The organism is Pseudomonas fluorescens (genome assembly GCF_001623525.1).
Lineage (GTDB): Bacteria > Pseudomonadota > Gammaproteobacteria > Pseudomonadales > Pseudomonadaceae > Aquipseudomonas > Aquipseudomonas fluorescens_Q.
Genome location: NZ_CP015225.1, coordinates 2,922,956 through 2,947,537, shown reverse-complemented (window position 1 = coordinate 2,947,537; position 24,582 = coordinate 2,922,956). Strand labels below are relative to the sequence as shown.

Below are 24,582 nucleotides of genomic sequence, written 5' to 3'. Positions count from 1 at the left end.
CGCCATGTACAAAGACTACCCAGCCGCCTACCAGGTCAGCAAAGGTTCAGCCCTGCAGGTGGACAAACCCTTCTACGACCGCATCCGCACCCAGCAGGACAAGCGCACCCTGATCGAGCAGTTCGAAGTGCCGATCCGCACTGGTAAGGCCTGGCACGTACCAGCCGGGCATGTGTTCCGAGTCACGACTCCGGTGGGCCCGCAGGTAGGAGACTTCAACGTCTGGAACGCCCACGATCCACGGGAACGCCTGTGGGCGGCGCGCACGCGTCAGCTTCAGGGCGCCCACGTCAGTACCCATGATCGGTTGTGGTCGAACCTGCCGTTCCTGCGGCCATTGGTGACCATCACCGATGACAGTCTGGCCGGTTATGGCATCGATGAGCATGGTGGCCGACTGCACGATCTGCTGGGTACGCGCTGTGATCCCTATGTGAACAAGATGCTGACGGGGGAGGATTTTCATCATCACTGTCACTCGAACCTGACCCGTGCGGTGTTGCCTCACGGCCTGACTGAGTTCGATGTGCACGACGTGCTGAATATCTTCCAGTGCACCGGGCTTAATCATGACGACATGTACTTCATGAAGGCCTGTCCGGCGCAGAAGGGCGATTATCTGGAGTTTTTTGCCGAGATCGATCTGTTGTGCGCCCTGTCCACCTGCCCGGGTGGTGACTTGTCGCTGGCGATGTGGGGGCCGGATGCGCAGGATCCCCTTAGCGTCTGTCGTCCTCTGGGGGTGGAGATCTATCGGTTGGAGGATTCATTGCTGGAGGGCTGGAGCCAACCTGAGCGGGCGGCGTACAACGGGTTGCATGGGTTGCATATTGCCAAGGCGGATTGGGAGAAGTAAGGCGGCAGGGGATCTTGTGGCGAGGGAGCTTGCTCCCGCTGGGCTGCGCAGCAGCCCCCAAATCATGACTCAATCAGCCTGGCGCACCGCGTCGGCAGGTTTGAGGGGGCGCTTCGCGCCCCAGCGGGAGCAAGCTCCCTCGCCACGGGTAGGTGCGTGAAGCTCCCTCGCCACGGGTACGGTGTGTGAAGCTTCCTCACCACAAGAGTGGTGTGTGAGGCAGCGGTTAACGATCCTTGGCCTCTTTCGCATCCATCTCCGCATTACGCTCAGCCACGCGCTTGCGTTGCTCATCGGTCAACTCGACCTTGTGGGCGGTGTCGCGCAGCATCATCAGACCACCAACGATCGAGCCGATTGCAACGATCAGAATCAACCAGGCATACCAGGGCATAGGGCTCTCCTTGAGGGGGGCGATGGACGGACGAACATTTCGCCGGTCCATCGCACCTACCACTTATGAGCGAAGGTTGCTCGCAGTGGTTCAATACTACGCCCGTTCGGTCGGCTTCACCTCAAAGCCCGGTCAGCATCGCATCGGCGGGAGCGTCTGCACGCAACTGTGCGGTGAGGATGAAGTAGACGAAACCCACCACCATGAAGCCAAGGAAGATCAGCCCGATCAGCGCATTGAACCAGGCCATTGCCACCAGGCACACCACGGCCAATACCAGGGCGATGCCCGGCACGATCGGATAGCCTGGCGCGCGGAAGGTGCGTTCCAGGTTGGGTTCGGTTTTACGCAGTTTGAACAGGCTGAGCATGCTCATGATGTACATGACGATGGCACCGAACACGGCCATGGTGATCATCGCCGCAGTCAGGGTCATGCCGCCGAGGTTGATCAGGCCGTCGCTGTAGATCGCCGCGATGCCGATCAGCCCACCGGCGATGATCGCCCGGTGCGGCGTCTGGAAGCGTGACAGCTTGGCCAGGGAGGCGGGCAGGTAACCGGCGCGGGCCAGGGCGAAGAACTGGCGCGAGTAGCCAAGGATGATGCCGTGGAAACTCGCCACCAGGCCGAACAGGCCGATCCACACCAGCATGTGCAGCCAGCCGGAGCTTTCGCCAACCACGGTTTTCATGGCTTGGGGCAGGGGATCGTTGATGTTCGACAGGGTGCGCCAGTCACCCACGCCACCGGCAAAGAACATCACGCCCATCGCCAGGATTACCAGGGTCAGGATGCCGCTGATGTAGGCCTTGGGAATCGTGCGTTTCGGGTCCTTGGCTTCCTCGGCGGCCATGGCCGCGCCTTCGATGGCCAGGAAGAACCAGATGGCGAAGGGGATCGCGGCAAACATGCCGGCGATGGCCGGTGCGCCGAACACATCGGAACCGGCCCAGCCGTTCAGGGCAAAGCTGCTGAAACTGAACGCCGGGGCCACGACGCCCATGAACACCAGCAGTTCGGCCACCGCCAAGACGCAGACGATCAGTTCGAAGGTCGCGGCCAGTTTGACCCCGAGGATGTTCAGGCCCATGAACACGATGTAGGCGCCGACCGCTGCGTGTTTCGGGTCCAGGGCCGGGAACTGCACGTTCAGGTAGGCGCCGATGGCCAGGGCAATGGCTGGCGGGGCGAAGACGAATTCGATCAGTGTCGCCAGGCCGGCAATCAACCCGCCTTTCTCGCCGAAGGCGCGACGGCTGTAGGCAAACGGCCCGCCGGCATGGGGAATGGCGGTGGTCAGCTCGGTGAAGCTGAAAATGAAGCAGGTGTACATGGCCGCCACCATGAAGGACGTCACCAAAAAGCCCAGTGTCCCGGCCACGCCCCAGCCATAGCTCCAGCCGAAATACTCGCCGGAAATCACCAGGCCGACGGCAATACCCCATAAATGCAGGGTGCCCAGGGTGGGTTTGAGTTGTGTGTTCATCGGTGGCTCCCCTCGATCCATAGCAAAAGCGCTGGGGAGGGCAGTGCAGTGGGCGTGCCAGGGTGGCGGGGGCGGTCGTAATGGGTGAAATCGTGTCGTATCGGGGATGTTCCTTGCTTGATGTGCCCCTGTTGTGCGCCAGTTGGGGGCGTTGGCGCTGGTAATGCCGCCTTCGCGAGCAAGCCCGCTCCCCACTGGACTTGCGGTGAGCTCACATCGCGACCTCCTGTGGGAGCGGGCTTGATCGCGAAGAGGCCCGCCCAGCCAATCATCCAGCCGATTTTTTTACAGATTCTTTATCCCCCAACCGATCTCTCGATCTCGTTCCTTTACAGCCTCCCTGCCGACAATCACTCCACACACGGCACGACGCCGTACCACGGAGAAATCCCATGAATGTTCTGGACGGGGTGTCGCTGCTGCTGGCAGGGGCGCTGTTCATTTATCTGCTGGTTGCGCTGTTGCGCGCCGATCGGAACTAGGAGCGGCTATGCACGGTTATGACTACGGCCTGATCCTCGGCTTTTTCGCCCTGGTGCTGATTCCGGCACCGTTTCTGGGGCGTTTTTACTACCAGGTGATGGAGGGCCAGCGCACTTGGCTTTCACCGATCCTCGGTCCGGTGGAGCGCGGTTGCTATCGCCTGGCCGGTGTCGATTCCACCGCTGAGCAGAGCTGGCAGAAATACACCCTGGCCCTGCTCACGTTCAACCTGGCGGGTTTTTTCTTGCTGTTCGCCATTCTGCTGCTGCAGGGATATCTGCCGCTCAATACAGAACAATTGCCCGGCATGGAGTGGACCCAGGCTTTCAACACGGCCGTGAGTTTCATGACCAACACCAACTGGCAGTCCTACAGCGGTGAAGCGTCCCTGAGCTACCTGAGCCAGATGGTCGGCCTGACCGTGCAGAACTTTGTCAGCGCCGCAACGGGACTGGCCGTGCTGGTGGCGCTGTGTCGCGGTATCGGGCGCAAGTCCGCCGCAACGCTGGGTAACTTCTGGGTCGACATGACCCGCGCCACCCTCTATGGGCTGTTGCCGCTGTGCCTGCTGCTGGCATTGTTCCTGGTCTGGCAGGGCGTGCCGCAGACCTTTGCGCATTATGTGCACGGGGTCACGCTGCAGGGCGCCGACCAGGTCATCCCGTTGGGGCCGGCCGCCAGCCAGATCGCGATCAAGCAACTGGGCACCAACGGTGGCGGTTTCTTCGGCGTCAACTCGGCACATCCGTTCGAAAACCCGACGGCCTGGAGCAACCTGTTCGAAGTCGCTTCGATCATCCTGATTCCCGCCGCGCTGGTGTTCACCTTCGGCCATTACGTCAAGGACTTGCGCCAGAGTCGGGCGATCATCGCCTGCATGCTTGCTTTGTTCCTGATTGGCGGCGCCACGTCGCTGTGGGCCGAATACCAGCCCAACCCTGCCTTGGACAACCCGGCCGTCGAGCAAGCCGCGCCGCTGGAAGGCAAGGAAGCACGCTTCGGCACCACGGCCACGGTGCTGTGGTCGGTGACCACCACGGCCGCGTCCAACGGCTCGGTCAACGCCATGCACGACAGCCTCAACCCGCTCAGCGGCATGGTGGCGCTGGTGAACATGATGGTCGGCGAGGTGATCTTCGGCGGCGTCGGGGCCGGGCTCTACGGGATGCTGTTGAACGTACTGATCGCCGTGTTCCTGGCCGGCTTGATGATCGGTCGCACCCCGGAATACCTGGGCAAGAAGCTGGGCGCCCGGGAGGTGCAGCTGTTGGTGGCAACCCTGCTGGTGATGCCCGTGAGTGTGCTGGTGCTGGGTGCCATCGCCGCGAGTCTGCCGGGGCCGGCCGCAGCGGTGAGCAACCCGGGTGCCCACGGTTTCAGCCAGTTGTTGTACGCCTACACCTCGGCGGGAGCGAACAACGGTTCGGCATTCGCCGGGTTCGGCGCCAACACACCTTTCCACAACCTGATGCTGGGCCTGGGCATGTTGATCGGTCGGTTCGGCTACATCCTGCCGGTGCTGGCGTTGGCCGGCAGCCTGGCCTTGAAGAGGACCGCGCCGATTGGCCAGAACAGCTTCCCCACCCACGGCCCGCTGTTCGTGACCTTGTTGACCGTGACCATTCTGCTGGTGGGCGGCTTGACCTTCCTGCCGACCCTGGCGCTGGGGCCGATTGCCGAACACCTGAGCATGGGCTTCTGAGGACCTGATGATGAATATGCCGATGAGCAAAACCGTCGCCGCCAAGGCACCGGAACAACCGAAGACGCACCTGTCGGCCCTTTGGCGGCCGGCGCTGGTGCAAGCCTTCGTCAAGCTCGATCCACGCCAGTTGCACCGCGCGCCGGTGATGCTGGTGGTGGAGCTGACCGCGATCCTCACCACTGTGTTGTGCTTCATCCCCGACAGCGCCGTGCCGACATTTGTGGCTGCGCAAATTGCGTTGTGGCTGTGGTTCACCGTGCTGTTCGCCAACTTCGCCGAAGCCTTGGCCGAAGGCCGCGGCAAAGCCCGGGCCGACAGTCTCAAGGCTGGCAGCGAAGGCCTCAACGCACGTCGCCAGACCGCCAGCGGCTTTGAAATCATCCCCGCCACCCGCCTGCGCAAAGGCGACGTGGTGCGCGTCGAGGCCGGCGACATGATCCCTGGCGACGGTGAAGTGATCGAAGGCATCGCCGCGGTCAACGAGGCGGCGATCACTGGCGAATCGGCGCCGGTCATCCGCGAGTCCGGCGGCGATCGCTCGGCTGTGACTGGCAATACGCGGCTGGTCTCCGACTGGCTGCTGATCCGCATCACCAGCAATCCCGGCGAGTCCACCCTGGACCGCATGATCGCCTTGGTCGAAGGTGCCAAGCGCCAGAAAACGCCGAACGAGGTGGCGCTGGATATCCTGTTGATCGGCCTGACGCTGATCTTCCTGTTGGTGGTGGTGACGCTGCAACCGTTCGCCCATTTCGCCAACGCCAACCTGCCGCTGGTGTTTCTGGTGGCGCTGTTGGTGACGTTGATTCCCACCACCATCGGCGGGCTGCTGTCGGCCATCGGCATCGCCGGGATGGATCGGCTGGTGCGCCTGAACGTGATCGCCAAGTCCGGCCGCGCGGTCGAGGCGGCGGGGGACGTGCATGTGTTGATGCTGGACAAGACCGGCACCATCACCTTTGGCAATCGTCGCTGTACAGCGGTCTATGCCGCCCCTGGTGTGAGTGCCAAGGAACTGGCCGAAGGCGCTCTGTTTGCCTCGTTGGCTGATGACACCGCTGAGGGCAAGTCCATCGTCGAGTACCTACGAGGCTTGCATCCGCAGTCTGAGCCTGGCGTCGAAGCGCTGACGGCCGTGCCGTTCAGTGCTGAAACCCGTTTGTCCGGCGTCGACTATCAGGGCCGCATCTACCGCAAGGGCGCCGTGGATTCGTTGCTGGACTTCATCGGCCTTGCACGCAATGAGTTGCCACAGGCATTGGCGCGGGAGGTCGACAAGATCGCCCAGAGTGGCGGCACGCCGTTGCTGGTGTGCGTGGACGGCAAGCTGCTCGGCGCGATCCACCTCAAGGACGTGGTCAAGCCGGGCATTCGCGAGCGCTTTGCCGAGTTGCGCAAGCTGGGGATCCGCACGGTGATGGTCACCGGCGACAACCCGTTGACCGCTGCGGCGATTGCCGCCGAGGCCGGTGTCGATGACGTGCTGGCGGAGGCCACGCCGGAGAAAAAACTGGCGCGTATCCGTCATGAGCAAAATGACGGCCGGCTGGTGGCCATGTGCGGCGACGGTGCCAACGACGCCCCGGCCCTGGCCCAGGCCGATGTCGGCATGGCGATGAACGACGGCACCCAGGCCGCGCGGGAGGCGGCCAACATGGTCGACCTCGACAGCGACCCGACCAAGTTGCTCGATGTGGTGCAGATCGGCAAGGAACTGCTGGTGACCCGTGGCGCACTGACCACCTTTTCCATCGCCAACGACATCGCCAAGTACTTCGCGATCCTGCCGGCGCTGTTCGCTTCGATTTATCCACAGCTCGGCGTGTTGAACGTGATGCACCTGAGCAGCCCCCAGAGCGCGATTGTGTCGGCCATCGTCTTCAACGCCTTGATCATCGTCGTGCTGATCCCCCTGGCCCTGCGTGGCGTGCGCGTGCAAGCGGCAAGTGCGGCGGCGCTGTTGCGACGCAATCTGCTGATCTATGGCTTGGGCGGGATCGTGGTGCCGTTCGTGGGGATCAAGGCGATCGATATGTTGCTGACGGCGTTGCACCTGGTTTGAGGTGTGAGTGCATGTAGCTACTGAACTTTGTGGCGAGGGGATTTATCCCCGCTGGGCTGCGGAGCAGCCCCCAGGCCTGATACCCCGGGGTGTCAGGCAAAACGACGGCGATTGTTTTGGGGTTGCTGCGCAACCCAGCGGGGATAAATCCCCTCGCCACAGATGTATTTTCAACTGAGGAATTGTTGAATGCTTACCTTCATTCGCCCGGCCTTGAGCCTGTTATTACTGATGACCCTGATCACCGGTGTCGCGTACCCGCTGGTGGTCACCGGCGTGGCGCAAGTCGCGTTTCCCGCCCAGGCCAACGGCAGCTTGGTCGTCGATGCCGACGGCAAGGTCCGTGGCTCGACGCTGATCGCCCAGGATTTCACCGGCGATGCGTGGTTTCATCCACGGCCGTCGGCCGGTGCCTTCGCCACGGTTGCCAGCGGCGCCAGCAACTTCTCCCCGAGCAATCCGGCTCTGGCCTCGCGGGTGATCGATGACGCCCAAAAACTCCAGGTGCCCGGCCAGGGCCCGGTGCCGCTGGCCTTGCTGACCACCTCCGCCAGCGGGCTGGATCCGCACTTGCCTCCGGCGGCGATTGCCTATCAACTGGCGCGTGTTGCCGCAGCGCGTAACCTGCCGGCCTCGACCTTGCAGCAACTGCTCGACGACAACACCGAGCAATCCTTGGTGGGCCCGCCAGTGGTGAATGTGCTGGCGCTGAACCTGGCGCTGGAAAAACTGTAGAACCTGTGGGAGCGAGCTTGCTAGCGATGAGCGTGTATCGGTCGCTCTCAATGTTGGCTGACCTACCGCTATGGCGAGCGCGCTCGCTCCCACAGAATGGCTGAACCTATTCGAAACAAGAGAATCCCCAGCATGAGCGACTCCGGCCGCGCCGACGCACTGTTAGCCAATCTGCCCCGTAACGATCGTGGCCGGCTCAAGGTCTTCCTGGGCGCGGCGCCCGGTGTCGGCAAGACCTACGCCATGCTGCAAGCGGCCCACACCCAACTGCGTCAAGGCGTGAAAGTCGTCGCCGGCGTGGTGGAAACCCACGGTCGTGCCGAAACCGAAGCACTGCTCGGCGGTCTGGTGCAGCAACCGTTGGTACGTTCGGAATATCGTGGCGTCATGCTCGAAGAAATGGATCTCGACGGCCTGCTCGCGGCCCGCCCGGCCCTGGTGCTGGTGGACGAACTGGCCCACAGCAACGCCCCCGGCAGTCGTCATGCCAAACGCTGGCAAGACATCCAGGAACTGCTCGCCGCCGGCATCGATGTCTACACCACCGTCAATGTCCAGCACCTGGAAAGCCTCAACGACCAGGTGCGCGGCATCACCGGAGTGCAGGTGCGCGAGACGTTGCCGGATTGGGTCTTGCAGGAAGCCGATGAACTGCTGTTGATCGACCTGCCATCGCGCGAGCTGCTGGAGCGCCTGCGTGATGGCAAGGTCTATGTGCCGGAGCAGGCGCGAGCGGCGATCGATGCGTTTTTCACCCAGACCAACCTGACCGCGTTGCGTGAGCTGGCCATGCAGACCGCCGCCGCCCAGGTGGACAACGATTTGGCCCAGGGTTATCGGCAACTGGGCCAGGCCGCGCCGGCGGTGCGCGGACGCTTGCTGGTGGGGGTAGGCGCCGACGTGCAGGCCGAGCGTCTGGTGCGCCACGCCAGCCGCGTCGCCCAGCGCCGGCATCTGCCGTGGAGCCTGGTCCACGTAGACAGCGGCGTCGCGCACGACGAGTCATCGCGACAGTATCTGCAAAATGCCCAGCAGTTGGCTGAACGCCTCGGCGGCGAAGTGGTGCTGTTGCGGGCCGGCGAAGTCGCCAAGACCTTGATCCAGCACGCCACCGAACGTCGCGCCACGCTACTGTTGGTGGGCCAGTCCCGGCCGCGTTTGCGGCGACGGTTGTTCGGCGGTGGCTTGGCTTCACGCTTGCTGCGCGATGCCCGGGGACTGGAAATCAACGTGCTGGACAGCGATGAACAGCCCCGTCCCGCCCGCGTGCGTTCGAACGCCGTCCAGACTGGGTTCGACTATGTGCTGGCGCTGACGGCGACCGTGGCGGCCAGCGCGTTGGCCTGGGGTATTTCAGGGTGGCTGGCGCTGCCCAATATCTCCCTGGTGTTCCTGATGGCAGTGTTGCTGGTGGCGGTACGCAGCAGCCTCGGTCCGGCGCTGGCCTGCGCGGCGCTGTCGTTCCTGGCCTATGACTTCCTGTTCATCCCGCCGAATTTTTCCTTCACCATCCAGCGCGAAGAAGACGTGCTGACCCTGGTGTTTTTCCTGCTGATGGCGGCCCTGACCGGCAATCTGGCGGCCCGTCAGCGCCGACAATTGCAAGCCTTGCGCGACACCCAGCAGGAAACCGGCGAACTGCTCGACCTGTCGCGCAAACTCACTGCCGCCACCGACCGCCAGGCGGTGATCAGCGCCGCCGCGCAGCACCTCAACGGCCTGCACGACTTGCAGCTTTGCCTGCTCAATCGCGACGGCCAGCGCGATTGGAAGGTCGAGACGGGCGAGCCGTTGACATTCACCGAGGCCGAACGTGCGGCGGCCGATTGGGCTTGGCAGCATGACCAGCCCGCCGGTGCCGGCACCGGGACGTTGCCATCCGGACGCTGGTGGTGGTGGCCGCTGTCGGCGGAAGGCGGGCCACTGGGGCTGCTGGGGGTGTGCCCGAACGAAGGCAAGCCGCTGAGCGGTCAGCGTCGGCGTTTACTGGCGGCGCTCAGTCAACCATTGGCCCAGGCGTTGGCCCGGGCGCAACTGGCCCAGGACCTGGAAGCGGCGCGCCTGCACGGTGAAACCGAGCAACTGCGCAGCGCCTTGCTGGCTTCGGTGTCCCATGACTTGCGCACGCCGCTGACGTCCATGCGCGGCAGCATCGACAGCCTGTTGGCGCTGGGGGAGGCGATCCCTCTGGCCGATCGCCGTGAACTGCTCGAAGGCACCCGCGATGAGGCCGAGCGGCTGGATCGCTACATCCAGAACCTGCTGGACATGACCCGTCTTGGCCACGGCGCTCTGAAGCTGGCGCGAGACTGGGTGTCGCCAGCCGATATCGTCGGCAGCGCGCTGAACCGCCTGCGGGCGGTGTTGGCACCCCTGGCGCTCAGTGTCGAGGTGCCCGCTGAATTGCCCTTGCTGTATGTCCATGCGGCGTTGATCGAACAGGCCCTGGTAAACGTGCTGGAGAACGCTGCGCGCTTCTCACCCGTTCACGGGCGGCTGCTGCTGAGCGCCGGCGTGACCGACAGCGAAGTGTTTTTTGCGGTGGCTGACGAGGGCCCCGGGATCCCTGAGCAAGAGCGAGAGAACATCTTCGACATGTTCTATACCGCCGCGCGCGGCGATCGGGGCGGGCAGGGCACGGGGTTGGGATTGGCCATCTGCCAGGGCATGGTCGGTGCCCATGGCGGGCGAATCAGCGTGGCCGATGGCCTCGACGGGCGCGGCACCTGCATCACGTTGCACCTGCCCTTACAGGCGCAACCGGGCATGGACGATGAAGCTTGAGCGGCGCTGGGTTACTCTCGTCCTACCTGCTTGCCCTTTCACCTGATTGCAACGAACGAGCGCCATGAGCCAGACCGCGACCCTTTTGGTCATCGATGACGAACCGCAGATCCGCAAATTCCTGCGCATCAGCCTGAGTTCCCAAGGTTACAAGGTGCTGGAAGCCGGCACCGGCGTGGAAGGGCTTGCCCAAGCGGCGCTGAACAAGCCCGATCTGCTGATACTCGACCTGGGCCTGCCGGACATGGACGGCCAGCAGGTGTTGCGCGAGTTTCGCCAATGGTCGACGGTGCCGGTGCTGGTGCTCTCGGTGCGGGCCAGCGAAGCGCAGAAGGTCGAGGCGTTGGACAATGGTGCCAACGATTACGTGACCAAGCCGTTCGGCATCCAGGAATTTCTCGCCCGCATCCGCGCCTTGTTGCGCCAGGCCCCGGCTGGCGAGCCGCAGGAAGCCGCGCTGAAGTTCGGCCCGCTGACGGTGGACCTGGCGTATCGACGCGTGCTGCTGGACGGCAGCGAAGTGTCCCTGACTCGCAAGGAGTACGCCGTGCTGGCACAACTGGCGCGGCACCCGGGGCGGGTCATTACCCAGCAGCAACTGCTCAAGGACATCTGGGGCCCGACCCACACCGAAGACAGTCACTACCTGCGCATCGTGGTCGGCCACCTGCGCCAGAAACTGGCCGACGACCCGACCCGACCGCGGTTCATTGTGACCGAGGCGGGGGTGGGGTATCGGTTGTTGGGGGAGGGTGGGGCTTAGCCTCGAACAGGCTTCAAGTCGTGCACTCATGTGGCGAGGGAGCTTGCTCCCGCTGGGCTGCGCAGCAGCCCCGATACAGCCAACTCAATGAACCTGATACACCGAGCGTGCGGTTTTGGGGGCGCTTCGCACCCCAGCGGGAGCAAGCTCCCTCGCCACAAGGGCTCAGCGATCGTGCTCAGTTCTGGTCACTCTCATACCGATCCAAAGTATCGCTGGCAATCTCCCGCCCCAGTGCGATCAACTCCGGTGCCTTGTAGAACTCGAAGAACCGGCACACCCGTTTCGGCACGTTGATCAGCACGTCCGGCGGGTAACCGGCGATCTTGTACTGGGCCAGCGAGGTCTGCATCACTTCGAAGCTCTGGTTGATCAAGTCCAGCAACGAGGCCGGGCCGACGTTGTCGATGATGAACGAGCCGGTGGCGGATTTCGGTGCGCCTTCGTTCTCTGGCGCGGCGGCCGGTTGTTGGCCTTCGGGCTCGGCCGAGTCGATCCACGGGTTGATGTCAGCGGCTTCGGCCTTCAAGGCTTCCTGCTCCAGCAGCAACAGCTGCTCGGCCTGCTTGCGGCGAAACGGCAGGCGCGATCCCAGGGAGCTGACCAGGGTGTCGAAGCGCCGCCGGAACGCGGCGGGGCGCGGGATCACCGGTAACCGATATTGTTTCTGGTTGGTGGCGTTGAGGTTGACCGCGATGATCAGGTCGCAGTGGCTCGATACCACCGGCACGATCGGCAATGGGTTGAGCAGGCCGCCATCCACCAACATGCGGTTGCCTTGCATCACGGGCGTGAACAGGCTGGGAATCGCCGCCGAGGCGCGCATTGCCTGATGCAGGCAACCTTCCTGGAACCAGATTTCCTGCTGGTTGGTCAGGTCGGTCGCGACGGCGGTGTAGGGGATACGCAATTGTTCAATGTTGATTTCGCCGACGATCTTGCGGATCTGTCCGAAGACCTTTTCGCCACGGATCGCCCCCAGGCGAAAACTGACGTCTACCAGGCGCAGGACGTCCAGATAATCCAGGCTTTCAATCCAGTTGCGGTACTCCTCAAGCTTGCCCGCCGCATAGATCCCACCCACGACCGCGCCCATGGAACAACCGGCGATGCAGGCAATGTCGTAGCCACGTCGTTCGATTTCTTCGATCACCCCGATATGGGCATAGCCCCGGGCGCCACCCGAACCCAATACCAATGCGACACGTTTTGTCATGACCCGGCCTCTTGTCGAACAGATTTCAACAATGCACCCATCGACGACTTGGCTCAATCGTTGTGGCGCACGCGTCGTTTTTTGACACGCCGTGACGGCATTTGCGTATGCTCGGCCACACTTGAATTTACGCGGTCAAGCAAGGCACTTTTCGCCGTTGCCACCGTCTTAATAGCACGACTGTTGACCTGACTTGAGGTGTTATTGATGAAAGCTCGGATCCGCCTGCCCTTGGTGGCTTCTTTGATGGTTTTGGCCCTGGCCGGTTGCGCAGGTAAAACCGCTTACCGCGACAGTTGTGGCAGCCAACTCGACAGCGCCTGGCGTGAACTGGACCTGGCCAAGGCCGAAGGTTTTGCCGGCACCGTCAGCTACTCCAAGGCCCTGTCCCTGCTGACGGGCGCCAAGACCCAGCAGCAATTCGAAGCGTTCGAAGGCTGCGCCAAGAAAGCCGAGAAGGCGCGTTTCTACATTCGTGAGTCCCGCGCAGGACGATAACGGCAGCGACAAGCCATGAGCTGCAAGCTACAAGTGAAGGGCGCACACCGCTCCTCTCTTGAAGCTTGCAGCTCGACGCTTGGAGCTGCGTACGGAGTACGCCCCATGATCGATCGGCTGGTGGCCCGGATACTGGGCCTGGAAGTCCGCCTGTTGGCCTGTCAGGCCCGCTTGAATGCCCATACCGACAGCGAAGCGCTGCATGACTTGCGGACCACGGTACGCCGTTTGCGCAGCCTGCTTCGTCCATTGCGTGGTTTGCCCGGCGTCGAACAGCTGGAAACGGCTGCTTCGGCGGTCGGCAGCCTGACCACGCCATTGCGCGACCGGGAAGTGTTGGCCGCCTACCTGGAGCAGCATGGCCAGGCCGAGGCGGCGCGGCGACGCCAGGTGCAAATGGCCGAGGCTTACCCCGCCGTGGCCGCGAGTGTTGAACTGGCGCAGTTGCTGATGATCCTCGATGCCTTCCCGCGCTTCATTCGTGCCTCCCAGCGCGAGGGGTTGCTGAAGGGTTTGCGCAAACGCATCGAAAAGCGCTTGGAAAAACAGTGGAAGAAACTCGGCGAAGCCCTGCGCGATCCGGCCCATGACCGCCATCGATTGCGCCTGCTGATCAAGCGCGTGCGCTACGCCATCGAAGCCTACCCTGAACTCGACCGATTGCCCGAAGCGGCCCTGCCCCGGCTCAAATCCGCCCAGGCCGCACTGGGCGACTGGCACGACTGCTGGCAGTGGCTGGCCAGGGCCAAGGAAGAAACCGATCTGCACGCTTGTGTTCCAACCTGGCACGCCACCATGGAAAAGGCCGAGGCCAAGTCCGACAAGGTGCTCGACAAGCTGATTGCCAGTTGCTTCGAAAAATCCTGAACCCAGCACATCCCCGCTCCCAGCGGTCATGCTGTTCACTTAAGAAAATGATGGACCTGTGGCGAGGGAGCTTGCTCCCGCTCGGCTGCGAAGCAGTCGTAAACCGGCGGGTGCGGTGTGTCTGATGCTGCGCATTTGGCAGATTCAGGGGCCGCTTCGCAGCCCAGCGGGAGCAAGCTCCCTTGCCACGGGTTTGTCGATGGCCTTAAGTGAACAGTACTACGCTCCCACAGGGGAAATTCAAGATCCTCGGCTTTTCTGTCAGTCTCTTTGGCCGGAATGAGCCCTGTGCCGCCAGCCCGGGCTGGTTAAGATCCCTTCATCCTTTTCCCTGTTTTCGAGGTCGTCATGCGCTTTTCCGATTTGATCGATGCCGTGCGCCGGCAGCCAGGTGCGGTGAGCATCGCGCCTGAATGGGGCCAGGGGCGGGCCAGTTTTGGCGGGTTGGTGGCGGCGCTGCAATATGAGGCGATGCGTGCCCAAGTGCCGGCGGATCGCCCGGTGCGCTCGCTGGCGATCACCTTTGTCGGCCCGGTCGAACCCGATGTGCCTGTCAGTTTCGAAGTCGACGTATTGCGTGAAGGCAAGGCTGTGAGCCAGGTGCTGGCGCGCGCGGTGCAGAACGGTCAGGTAGTGACCGTGGTGCAAGGCAGTTTCGGCGCATCGCGCTCATCCGTGGTGGCGGTGCAGGCCGATCCCGCGCCAGAATTCAAAAGTGTGGAGCAATGCCAGGAACTGCCTTATGTCAAAGGCGCTACGCCGGAATTCATGCGTCACCTGGCGATGCGCTGGAGCGTTGGCGGCTTGCCATTCAGCGGCAACAAGTCCCGGAGCATGGGCGGCTGGGTGCGCTTGCGCGGTGATGTGCAGGAGGAGCCGCTGAACGAAAGCCATATCCTGGCCTTGGTGGATGCCTGGCCGCCAGCCTTGTTGCCGCACCTTTCGCAAATGGCCCCGGGCAGCACGCTCACGTGGACCATCGAGTTCGTCCAGCCGCTGCTGGAGCTCACGACATTGGACTGGTGCAAGTACCTGGCCGAGATCGAGCATGCCCAGGACGGTTACGGCCATGTCGCCGCGAAGTTCTGGAGCGCCGATGGCCGCTTGATCGCCCTGAGCCGGCAGACGGTCACGATCTTTGGCTAAGGCTGCTCCGATCAAGACTTGCTTCGGTCAAGGCTTGCGGTTGTGACGGTGGCGCTCCCGCCAGGCGCGCCACCAGCCACCGCTGAGAAAGAACCGCGGAAAAGTCAGGAACTGTTCCACCAGCAGGCGTGACACGGCATCCTTGCGATCGCTGAACGGCTCGGAGGCCTGGGTCTCCAGGCTGTGTCCGTGACGTTGCAAGCCGAGTGCCGCGAGCAGACCGATGATGCCGATGGCGACATCGCCCAGGCTCAAGCTGAACACCCCCGACACAATCAGCAGAAAAGCGATGATGAACAGCGGCACGGCAATCAGGTGCAACACCAGGTTGGTGGGGTGGCGATGATTGTCTGGGTAGGCGCGCCATTGCCAGGTCGGAAGATTGGGGTGACGTTTGCCCATGATGCTATTCCTTGAACGAAACCGAATAACCCAAGGATAGGTCCGTGCGACCGGGGCGGCGAATGGCGGTTGGCTATCGAGGCGATAGGTGGCCATACAGTTTTGCTGTTGTGGCGAGGGGGCTTATTTGTGGGAGCAAGGCTTGCCCGCGATGCAGGCGCCTCGGTTCACCAAGGACCGCATCGCACCCATCGCGGGCAAGCCTTGCTCCCTCAGAGGGAATCCCTTCACCACAAGGGAGTCGGGCAAGCCGGCGTTCTACAGTTTGAGCTGCCCGATCGCCTTGCTCAACTCGCCCGCCAACGTCGCCAGTTCATGGCTGGTGGTGGCTGAGTCGACGGTTTGGCGCACGGTGTTCTCGGTCACGTCGCGAATACTCACCACCGCCCGGTTCATTTCCTCGGCGACATGGCTTTGCTGTTCGGCCGCGACAGCGATCTGGGTGTTGCTCTCGCGCATTTGCGCCACCGCAGCGGTGATCTGTGCCAACGCATCGCCGGCCTCGCGGGCCTGTTGCACGCAATCGTCGGCCTTGAGCGAGCTCTCCTGCATGAAGTCCACCGCGTCTCGGGTCCCGGCCTGCAGGGCCGAAACCATGGTGGTGATTTCATCCGTGGAGGTCTGTACGCGCTTGGCCAAGTTGCGCACCTCGTCGGCCACCACGGCAAAGCCTCGGCCCATTTCTCCGGCCCGCGCCGCTTCGATGGCCGCGTTCAGGGCCAGCAGATTGGTTTGTTCGGCGATGCTGTGGATCACACTGACCACGCCATTGATTTTCTGGCTGTCTTCGGCCAGGCGCTGGATCATTTCGGCGGTCTGCTGCACACCCGAAGACAGCCCGGTGATCGACTGTTGCACCCGGGCGACCACGTCGTGACCGTTGCCGGCCAGGGTGTCGGCGGTTTTCGACAGATCGCGGGTGGCGCCGGCATGCTGGGCGATGTGATAAACCGTGGCGGACATTTCGTTGATCGCCGTGGCTGCCTGATCGGTTTCGCTTTGCTGGCCGAGCATGCCGTGGCGAACATCGTTCATGCTCGACGCCAGGCGCGCGGCACCACTGTCCAACTGCCGGGCGGTGCTGGCAACGGTGTCGACCACCCGTTGATAACCGGCCTGCATGGCGTTGAACGCCGCCGCCATCTGGCCCACTTCGTCCTCGCAGGCCAGGGGCACGCGGGCGGACAGGTCGCCGGTTTTTTCCACGTGCAGCATCACGTCTTTAAGTGTGTTGAGCTGGCTGAGTAAAAAGCGGATCAACAGCTGCGAGGCGCCCAGCATCGCCAGCATCAACACGAACACGGCCGCGGCGTATTGGCTGAAGCGTTCACCGAACACTTGGCTCAGGCTCACACCTTGGGCCAACACGGCGAGTCGTTGGCTTTCACCTCGATGGATCACTTGGGCGCCCAGCAGCGGGTTGTCGCCAAACAGCAGCCCGGTATCGAGTTCGACCCAGCCGTTGGCCTGGGCCAGCGAAGGCAACGGTTGTTCGTTGAGAACGGGAACCTGGTCGCGCGGGAATGCCAGGAGATAGTCGACCTTGGGCAAGGGCGTTCCGGCAGGCCAGGCATCAAGCAGGTGTGCCTGGGCCTGGGCGTTCGCCTGGGCCGCGTGGTTACGCGCCTGCTGTTCGAGGTGCACCGCGTAGAGCACCAGCAGCAAGGTGGTGACAAAGGCGACCGCATTGACCGCCCAGAATTTGTATTTCAGCGAGATATTGCTAAGCCAGGCACCCATGGAAGGTCTTCTCTGATAGCGGAAACAGCATTGGCAAGGTGCCATTATTCTGCCGCTACTCAGGTGCCGGGATTTTGATGTGGGTCAACAGGCAACGAAGTCCCTGGGTTTTGATGTGGGCCAATAGTAACCAGATCCCACAGGGGATGTGTGTTATTCGGAGATGGCCGGCAACCCAAAGAACGCCCGGGCGCAGGCGGTGCTGTGGGCTGCCAGGTCTTCCTGGGTTTCGCCCCGGTGCAAGGCTACTTCGCGCAGAACCTCCGTCAGGTAGGCCGGTTCGTTGCGGCCATTCTTGGGTTTGGGCCGCAGTGTGCGGGGCAGCAGGTACGGCGCGTCGCTTTCGAGCATCAGTCGACCGCGGGGAATTTCGCGCACCAACGGGTGCAGGTGCGTGCCCCGGCGTTCGTCACAGATCCAGCCAGTGATGCCGATGTGCAGGTCCAGGTCGAGATAGCTGAACAACGCCTTCTTTTCACCGGTAAAGCAATGCACCACGGCTGCCGGCAACTGATCGCGAAAATCCCGGAGGATGTCCAGCAAGCGTTGATCGGCATCGCGTTCATGCAGGAACACCGGCAATTGCAATTGGACCGCCAAGGCGAGGTGTTCTTCCAGGACCTTTTCCTGTTGTGGTCGGGGGGAGAAGTCTCGGTTGAAATCCAGCCCGCATTCGCCCACCGCGCGCATGCGGCTGTGCATCAGCAAATCCTTGAGGTGCCGGGCGCTGTCGGCGGTCCAGTCGCTGGCGCTGTGGGGGTGAATGCCGGCGGTGGAAAACAGCCGCTCGCCCGTTTCGTCGAGGCGTTGGCACAGCTCCAGAGCCTGTTCGCTGCCCTCGATACTGGTGCCGGTCAAGACCAGTTGGCAGACCCCGGATTCATAGGCGCGCTCGAGCACCGCCTGATGTTTGTCGGCGAAACTGGGGTTGGTCAGGTTGACGCCGATATCGATGAGTTGCATGGTGCTACCTCGGCCCAAAGGCTGGAAAGCATATCAGAGCTGTAGATTTATAAGAAAAGCCAAGAACTACAACGAGTTGAGGCTGTCTGTTAAGGCCGCGAGACACATCGGGTTGGTATAAAAGCCATCACTGTGCCAGTCTTCCGCACTTTTTCAGCGCCCCAGGCGCTCTGTTTCTGTCGACTCAGCCTCGTTTTTCAAGGGAGGCGGTCCGCAGTATTCCTTCCGGAGAGTGGATGACACGTCCCCAGGTATTGCTACTGTTGTGTTGTTCGCTGTTGTTGCCAATGCCGGCCGAGGCGCGGCTGCCCGGGCCGGTGCAGGCGGTGGCGCCGGGCACGGTGCGCGACCTGGCGCAAATCCGCAGCAGCCGTGTGTTGAAGGTTTTGGTCAACCAGAGCCGCAACAGCTCCGGTGAAGTCCAGGGCCAACCCATTGGCGTCGAATACCATCGGTTGCGAGCCTTCGAGCAATACCTCAACGGCCACGCCCGGGATGGCCAGGAAATCACCCTCAAGATCATCCCCATGGCCAAGGACCAACTGCTCGGCGCTTTACAGCGCGGGGAGGGCGATCTGGTAGCACCGGGTGAGTTGCTCGAACTGCAGGCCGGCCATGCGGTCAGCGCCAGCGATCCGATTCGTACCGACGTGCCGTTGCTGCTGGTGGGTATCAAGGGCGAGAAGCGCTACACCCGTGTGGAGCAACTTTCCGGCAAGACCCTGGCCCTGCCCAACGGCAGCGCTGCGGGAGACTCGGTGAGCCAGATCAACCAGAAACTGGCGCTGCTCAAACTGCCGCCGGTGAAGGTCGAATGGGTCGATCCCACCTTGGCTGTAGAGGATGTCCTGGAAATGGTCCAGGGTGGGATTTTCCATTTGACCATCGTCGAGCAGCCCATCGCCGAGCGCTGGAGCAAGATCCTGCCCAAGTTGCGCTTCGACCGGCAGGTGCTGATCGGCGAGCCGAGTGACGAGTATTGGTTCGTTCGCCGTGACGCCGCCATGCTGCGGGCGAGCATCGACCGCTTCCTGGCGACCTATAAGGTGCCCGCCAACGAAGACGCGGCATTCCTGCGCATCTACCGGCGTTTGTACCAAGTCCACTATCCGCTGGCCCGGGCTGATCGCCAGCGTCTGGAAAAACTGCGCCCGGTGCTGCAAAAACATGCCGATGCCCAAGGCATGGACTGGCTCAACCTGGCGGCCCTGGCCTTCAAGGAATCAGCCCTGCAACCTAACGCCCGCAGCGGCACAGGCCCCACCGGCCTGATGCAGATCACCCCATCGGCGGCTCAGCGGGTCGGAGTCGATAACATCCAGAACCTGGACGCCAATGTGCAGGCTGGCGCCAAGTACCTGGCCCTCATCCGCCGCAAGTTCTTTGCCAGCCCCAAGCTCAACGAGCGCGAGCGCATGGCCTTCGTCCTGGCCGCTTACAACATGGGCCCCGAGCGCGTCCAAGGTATGCGAGCCGAGGCCCGACGGCGTGGGCTGAACCCCAATCAGTGGTTTTTCCAGGTCGAACGCATTGCCATGGAGCAGGTGGGAATGGGCGCCGTCAGCTACGTTAATAGTGTCAATAAGTACTACTTGGCGTTTGATCGTGAACGAGAGTCGCTGGAACCTGGAGATCAAAAGGTCGCCCAGCGGAAATAATCGATAAATTCGATTCGTATCTCGCATTTTTTGCGCTTTTTGTACAAGTTTTTTTGATTAATATGGCGACCAACAACCACACACCTAGGGATGAACCCGCATGAGCTCGTTGATCAATAAAGTCTTGTTTACCCGCGCTGGCTACGGCCTGACTGTCCTGCGCATCGCCGTTGGTGTGATATTCGCTGCCCACGGCTCGCAGAAACTCTTCGGCCTGTTCGGTGGCTACGGCCTGGCAGGCACGGCGCAGTGGATGGAAAGCATCGGCCTGACCCCGGGCTACGTGATGGCGACACTGGCGGGCGGTACCGAGTTTTTCGCCGGGCTGGCGCTGATCATCGGCCTGCTGGCGCGTCCTGCTGCACTGGGCCTGGCCTTCCTGTCGCTGGTGGCGATTTTCGCCGTGCACATCGGTAACGGCTTGTTCATGGCCAACAACGGTTATGAGTTTGCCTTGGCGTTGCTGGCGGGCAGTATTGCCGTGCTGATCGAAGGTGCGGGCAAGCTATCGGTCGATCGCGCCATCGCGGGTTGATTGCACGATTTGAATTCGAGGCCCGTCTTGTACGGGCCTTTTCATGGGAAGTGATTCTTGACACTGGCCGGTCAGCTTCTCTAGGATGCCGCTCATGCGCCGATTTAAACAGCTACTTGCGGGGCGCCAGGTGACTTAATCCAGTCGCCGATAGAAGCCGAAGACAAGGCTTCGAAATACCGCTAAAGCGCTGGTTCGGTGTTGCCTCTCACCTGCCATGCAGACTTTTGAGGCAGAGACACGACACGATGAACGCACCCAGCCCCCTAGTACGTCTTGCGCCGATCACGGCGAACCTTGTGCAACGCAACCCGAAAATTCTCCTGGGCGGCACTCACCAGCCAACGCTCTTGCGCTATCTCGACGGCTGGCCGCGTCGTAACCATGGGCCCGCAGCTTTCCTGATCCAGTTTGTCGAAGACGGCGAGTCACTGGCGCGGTTCGCCAATGACAGTTTCGACCTGGCCGTCATCCAGTCCCCCAGTGCGGCGGACGCTCCTCAAATGATCCGGCAGTTGACCCGTGTCGCCCGGCAGGGATTGATCACGCGTCGCTGAGGCGAGGATTACGGATACGTGATGTCCACGATGTAGACCCGTTTTTCGCCGGTAGGCGTCTGGACGCTGACCTCGGCATCCAGGGCCTTGCCGATCAGGGCCCGTGCCAACGGTGAGTCGATACTGATCAGGTTCTGTTTCAGGTCCAGCTCGTCCGGGCCGACGATGCGATAGCGTGATTCCTTGCCGTCCTCATCTTCGACCGTCACCCAGGCGCCGAAATACACCTTGTTCGGATCGCTGGGTTTTTCACTGACCACTTTGAGCGCTTCAAGGCGCTTGGTGAGGAAGCGCACGCGACTGTCGATTTCCCGTAGCATTTTTTTGCCGTAGGTGTATTCGGCGTTTTCCGAACGATCACCCTGGGCCGCCGCCTCGCTGACCGCCTGGGTCACCTGTGGACGACGCACATGCCACAGCTCATGGAACTCAGCGCGCATCCGCGCTTCACCCTCGGGGGTGATCAGCGCGGTGCCGGCAGTGCGGGGTGGGCGATAACGGCTCATGGCAACTTCTTGTAATAGCGAAACCGGGAGTCTATCAACCCTCGCGCAATACTGTCAGCGGGCTGGCATTGAGCGCTCGACGGGTGCCGAACACACCGGCCGCGCCGATCAACAAGGCCCCCAGCAGCGGCAATGCCAACAGCCAAGGATGCGGATGCCAGGGCAGGTCGAAGGCGTACCGGTAAAGCACCAGGCTCACCAGTTCCGAACCCAGGGCCGCGAGCAGGCCACTGACGGCGCCCAGCAGGCCGAACTCGATGCGCCGGGCCTTGACCAGCAGGGGCCGTTCGGCGCCCAGTGCGCGCAATAGCGCGCCTTGGCGTATGCGCTCGTCGAGGGTCGCCTGCAGGCCGGAAAACAGCACCGCCATCCCCGCTGCCAGCACAAACAGCAACACATACTCCACCGCCAGGGTCACCTGGGCCAGGATGCTGCGCAGTTGCTCGAGCAGGGCCTCGACTTGCAGGATCGTCACCGCCGGAAAGGCCCGGGACAGGTCGACGATCTGTTGGTCGTGGCCCGACGCCAGGTAGAAACTGGTGAGATAAGTCGCTGGCAGATCCTTCAATGTGCCGGGCTGGAAGATCATGAAGAAGTTGGGTTGGAAATTGTCCCAGTTGATCTCTCTCAGGCTGGTGACCTTCGCTTCACGATTGACGCCGCCCACGCTGAATACCAGGCGGTCGCCCAGCTTGATCTTGAGGTTCTCGGCCACTTTGCCTTCCACCGAAACCCCCGGGATATCGTCCGGTGGCTGCTGCGGCCACCAGGTCCCTGCGGTGACAACGTTGCCCGCCGGCAGGTCGGCAGCCCAGGTCAGGCTCAGGTCACGTTGCAGCGCCCGGTCACCCGCCGAGTCCTTGGTGACGAACTCCGTGGCCGGCTCGCCATTGATGCTGATGAGGCGACCGGGGACCACGGGGTAGAGCGGGGCAGATTGTGCGGACAATTCCAGCAGTTTGTCGGTGAAGGCCTGTTTGTCGTTGGGCAGGATATTCAGGGCGAAATAGTTCGGCGCGTTTTTCGGCAACTGGTTTTGCCAGGTGTCCAGCAATTCACCGCGCAACAACGCGATCAACGCCATGGACAACAGGATCAGGCCGAACGCCAAGGCCTGACCGGCGGCGGCCAAGGGATGGCGCAGCAATTGGCCGAGGCCCAGCCGCCAGGGCAGGGCGGCGCGGGCCAGCAGGCGACGCAGGCTCTGGAGCAGCAGCAACAACAAGCCGCCGAGCACCAGGGCGGCAACGACGCCACCGCCCAGCAGTGCGAAGGTCAGGACCAGGTCCAGGCTCAGGCGCCACATGATCAGGCCCAGGGCGCCCAGCGCGGCACCGTAGATCACCCAGGAGCTGGAGGGGATCGGCAGCATATCCCGGCGCAGCACCCGCAACGGTGGTACCCGGCCCAGTGCAGCCAATGGCGGCAGGGCGAACCCCGCCAGGGCCACCAGCCCGGTGCCGATCCCGGCGACTGCTGGCAGCAGGCCACCCGGCGGAACGGTGGTGGGCAGCAGGTCGTGCAGCAGGGCGAACAGGCCCAGTTGGGCGATCCAGCCGAGCAGGGCGCCACTGATACTGGCGAGCAGGCCCAGCACCGTCAATTGCAGGCTGAACAGCACCATGGTTTCCCGGCGTGACAGGCCCAGGCAACGCAGCAGCGCACTGGCATCGAAACGTCGGGTGGCAAAGCGGTTGGCCGAAAGCGCGACGGCGACTCCGGACAGCAACACGGCCACCAGGCTGGCCATGTTCAGGTAGCGCTCGGCCTTGCCCAGGGCACCACCGATCTGCCGGTTTCCGTCGCGGGCATCCTGCAGGCGCTGGTTGGCTTCAAGGCCAGGCTTGACCAGGTCGCGGTAGGTTTGCAGCGCCGATGCCGGGCCGCGCCACAGGTCGCGATAGCTGACACGGCTGCCCGGCTGGACCACGCCGGTGGCCTCCAGGTCCTTGAGGTTGATCAGCACTCGCGGGGTGAGGCTGTAGAAATTGCCGGCGCGATCCGGTTCATAGGTCAGCACTCGGGCCAACCGCAGGGTTTGGTTGCCAACGTCGATGCTGTCGCCGATCTTCAGGTCCAGTGCCGTCAGCAACCGTGCTTCGACCCAGGCCTCGCCAGGGTTCGGGCGTCCGCCGGTTTCTTCCGGCGCGAACGGGGCGGGGCTGCTTTTCAGTTCGCCGCGCAATGGGTAGCGGTCATCGGCCGCCTTGACGCTGGACAGCTGGATGCCATTGTCGGTGGCCACGACACTGGAGAACTCCACGACCCGGGCGTGTTCCAGCCCCAGGTCGGTGCCGTTGCGGATCTGCTCCGGGCGGGCGGGGGAACTGCCTTCGAGCAACAGGTCGGCACCGAGGAATTCGGTGGCGCGCATCATCATCGCGCCGTTGAGGCGGGCACCGAAGTAACCGATGGCGGTACTGGCCGCCACCGCCACCAGCAGGGCGAAGAACAACACCCGCAACTCACCGGCGCGGGCATCGCGAAGCAATTGACGGACAGCGAGACTGAACAGGCGCAACAGCGGCAAGCGTGCCATCAAGGCTCCAGAGGGGCGACCATCTCGCCGGCTTCAAGTCGGATTAGGCGCCGGCAGCGATGGGCCAGGCGTTCATCATGGGTCACCAGCACCAGGGTCGTGCCGCGTTCCTTGTTCAATTCGAACAGCAGGTCGCTGATGCGCTCGCCGGTGTGGCTGTCGAGGTTGCCGGTGGGTTCGTCGGCAAACAGCACGTCGGGTTCGGCGGCAAAGGCGCGGGCAATCGCCACGCGTTGCTGTTCGCCGCCGGAGAGCTGGCGCGGCGAGTGAGTCAGGCGCTGGCCCAGGCCGACGCGCTGCAACAGTTGCGTGGCGCGTTCGCGGGCATCCTTGCGCCCGTCCAGTTCCAGCGGCAGCATGACGTTTTCCAGTGCATTGAGACTGTCGAGCAACTGGAACGACTGGAAGACGAAACCGACGTGCTCGGCGCGGATCCGCGCACGCTGGTCTTCATCCAGAGTACTGAGGGCCCGGCCGGCGAGCGTCACCTCGCCGCTGCTGGGCAGGTCGAGGCCGGCCAGCAGGCCCAGGAGGGTGGATTTGCCGGAACCGGACGCGCCGACGATGGCCAGGCTATCGCCTTTGTTCAGTTCCAGGCTGAGTTCGTGCAGGATGGTCAGTTCACCTTCCGCGCTGGAGACCACTTTGCTAAGGTCCGTCGCGGTGAGAATGCTTGAGCCCATGGAG

General features: G+C 62.9%; 22 protein-coding genes. 13 read left to right on the top strand and 9 right to left on the bottom strand.

Annotated features, from left to right (window positions below; translation table 11 throughout):
- Positions 1-4: 4 nt before the first annotated feature.
- Positions 5-856 (top strand): urea carboxylase-associated family protein, encoded by an 852-nt coding sequence (locus tag TK06_RS12575; protein ID WP_063322340.1) that lies wholly within the window; start codon positions 5-7, stop codon positions 854-856.
- A 226-nt stretch (positions 857-1,082) separates the two neighbouring features.
- Here the strand turns inward: TK06_RS12575 and TK06_RS30850 are convergent, their stop codons facing one another.
- Entirely contained in the window at positions 1,083-1,250 is a 168-nt protein-coding gene (locus TK06_RS30850) for a DUF2897 family protein (RefSeq protein WP_014337248.1), read from the bottom strand.
- A 121-nt stretch (positions 1,251-1,371) separates the two neighbouring features.
- A complete protein-coding gene (eat, locus tag TK06_RS12570; protein WP_063322339.1) occupies positions 1,372-2,736 on the bottom strand; it encodes an ethanolamine permease in 1,365 nt (454 codons plus the stop codon).
- Positions 2,737-3,128: 392 nt separating this feature from the next.
- Here eat and kdpF point away from each other — a divergent pair, with 392 nt between their 5' ends.
- The 6 genes from kdpF to TK06_RS12540 all read left to right on the top strand — a co-directional run bounded on the left by kdpF (position 3,129) and on the right by TK06_RS12540 (position 11,268).
- Positions 3,129-3,218: a K(+)-transporting ATPase subunit F gene (gene kdpF / locus TK06_RS12565; protein WP_063322338.1), complete on the top strand. Its 90-nt coding sequence runs from the start codon at positions 3,129-3,131 to the stop codon at positions 3,216-3,218.
- A gap of 8 nt (positions 3,219-3,226) precedes the next feature.
- Complete coding sequence (gene kdpA, locus TK06_RS12560) at positions 3,227-4,921, top strand: potassium-transporting ATPase subunit KdpA (protein ID WP_063322337.1); 1,695 nt, start codon at positions 3,227-3,229, stop codon at positions 4,919-4,921.
- 10 nt (positions 4,922-4,931) lie between these two features.
- Entirely contained in the window at positions 4,932-6,986 is a 2,055-nt protein-coding gene (gene kdpB / locus TK06_RS12555) for a potassium-transporting ATPase subunit KdpB (RefSeq protein WP_063322336.1), read from the top strand.
- 189 nt (positions 6,987-7,175) lie between these two features.
- A complete protein-coding gene (gene kdpC, locus TK06_RS12550) occupies positions 7,176-7,721 on the top strand; it encodes a potassium-transporting ATPase subunit KdpC (RefSeq protein ID WP_063322335.1) in 546 nt (181 codons plus the stop codon).
- Positions 7,722-7,853: 132 nt separating this feature from the next.
- Positions 7,854-10,505 carry a sensor histidine kinase gene (locus TK06_RS12545; protein WP_063322334.1) on the top strand — a complete coding sequence of 884 codons (2,652 nt, stop codon included), beginning with the start codon at positions 7,854-7,856 and terminating at the stop codon, positions 10,503-10,505.
- Between the two features lie 64 nt (positions 10,506-10,569).
- Entirely contained in the window at positions 10,570-11,268 is a 699-nt protein-coding gene (locus TK06_RS12540) for a response regulator (RefSeq protein ID WP_063322333.1), read from the top strand.
- A gap of 178 nt (positions 11,269-11,446) precedes the next feature.
- Here TK06_RS12540 and TK06_RS12535 read toward each other — a convergent pair whose 3' ends face one another.
- On the bottom strand, positions 11,447-12,484 hold the full coding sequence (locus TK06_RS12535; RefSeq protein WP_003199314.1) for a patatin-like phospholipase family protein: 1,038 nt from the start codon (positions 12,482-12,484) through the stop codon (positions 11,447-11,449).
- Positions 12,485-12,691: 207 nt separating this feature from the next.
- Here TK06_RS12535 and TK06_RS12530 point away from each other — a divergent pair, with 207 nt between their 5' ends.
- The 3 genes from TK06_RS12530 to TK06_RS12520 all read left to right on the top strand — a co-directional run bounded on the left by TK06_RS12530 (position 12,692) and on the right by TK06_RS12520 (position 14,995).
- A complete protein-coding gene (locus TK06_RS12530; protein ID WP_057448452.1) occupies positions 12,692-12,982 on the top strand; it encodes a hypothetical protein in 291 nt (96 codons plus the stop codon).
- A 105-nt stretch (positions 12,983-13,087) separates the two neighbouring features.
- Complete coding sequence (locus TK06_RS12525) at positions 13,088-13,849, top strand: CHAD domain-containing protein (RefSeq protein ID WP_063322332.1); 762 nt, start codon at positions 13,088-13,090, stop codon at positions 13,847-13,849.
- 348 nt (positions 13,850-14,197) lie between these two features.
- Entirely contained in the window at positions 14,198-14,995 is a 798-nt protein-coding gene (locus TK06_RS12520) for an acyl-CoA thioesterase (RefSeq protein ID WP_063322331.1), read from the top strand.
- A gap of 27 nt (positions 14,996-15,022) precedes the next feature.
- On the opposite strand, the gene TK06_RS12515 is transcribed toward TK06_RS12520, so the two are convergent.
- The 3 genes from TK06_RS12515 to TK06_RS12505 form a co-directional block, all read right to left on the bottom strand.
- The gene (locus TK06_RS12515) at positions 15,023-15,397 is read right to left on the bottom strand and encodes a hypothetical protein (protein ID WP_063322330.1); all 375 of its coding nucleotides are present in this window, start codon (positions 15,395-15,397) and stop codon (positions 15,023-15,025) included.
- A gap of 258 nt (positions 15,398-15,655) precedes the next feature.
- Positions 15,656-17,137: a methyl-accepting chemotaxis protein gene (locus TK06_RS12510; RefSeq protein ID WP_063322329.1), complete on the bottom strand. Its 1,482-nt coding sequence runs from the start codon at positions 17,135-17,137 to the stop codon at positions 15,656-15,658.
- A gap of 153 nt (positions 17,138-17,290) precedes the next feature.
- A complete protein-coding gene (locus TK06_RS12505; protein WP_063322328.1) occupies positions 17,291-18,100 on the bottom strand; it encodes a TatD family hydrolase in 810 nt (269 codons plus the stop codon).
- Between the two features lie 236 nt (positions 18,101-18,336).
- Between TK06_RS12505 and TK06_RS12500 the strand changes: the two genes are divergently transcribed.
- The 3 genes from TK06_RS12500 (at position 18,337) to TK06_RS12490 (ending at position 20,850) form a co-directional block, all read left to right on the top strand.
- Positions 18,337-19,758, top strand: coding sequence for a transglycosylase SLT domain-containing protein (locus TK06_RS12500; RefSeq protein ID WP_063322327.1), 1,422 nt, complete (start codon positions 18,337-18,339; stop codon positions 19,756-19,758).
- 100 nt (positions 19,759-19,858) lie between these two features.
- A complete protein-coding gene (locus TK06_RS12495) occupies positions 19,859-20,293 on the top strand; it encodes a DoxX family protein (protein ID WP_063322326.1) in 435 nt (144 codons plus the stop codon).
- Between the two features lie 248 nt (positions 20,294-20,541).
- On the top strand, positions 20,542-20,850 hold the full coding sequence (locus TK06_RS12490; RefSeq protein WP_063322325.1) for a hypothetical protein: 309 nt from the start codon (positions 20,542-20,544) through the stop codon (positions 20,848-20,850).
- Between the two features lie 8 nt (positions 20,851-20,858).
- On the opposite strand, the gene greB is transcribed toward TK06_RS12490, so the two are convergent.
- Genes greB through TK06_RS12475 form a run of 3 tightly spaced genes read right to left on the bottom strand, consistent with a single transcriptional unit; the run spans position 20,859 to position 24,578 of the window.
- The gene (gene greB / locus TK06_RS12485) at positions 20,859-21,356 is read right to left on the bottom strand and encodes a transcription elongation factor GreB (RefSeq protein WP_003183796.1); all 498 of its coding nucleotides are present in this window, start codon (positions 21,354-21,356) and stop codon (positions 20,859-20,861) included.
- A 34-nt stretch (positions 21,357-21,390) separates the two neighbouring features.
- Positions 21,391-23,895 (bottom strand): ABC transporter permease, encoded by a 2,505-nt coding sequence (locus TK06_RS12480; protein WP_063322324.1) that lies wholly within the window; start codon positions 23,893-23,895, stop codon positions 21,391-21,393.
- Complete coding sequence (locus TK06_RS12475) at positions 23,895-24,578, bottom strand: ABC transporter ATP-binding protein (protein ID WP_063322323.1); 684 nt, start codon at positions 24,576-24,578, stop codon at positions 23,895-23,897. The genes TK06_RS12480 and TK06_RS12475 overlap by 1 nt, the downstream gene beginning before the upstream one ends.
- Positions 24,579-24,582: the final 4 nt, after the last annotated feature.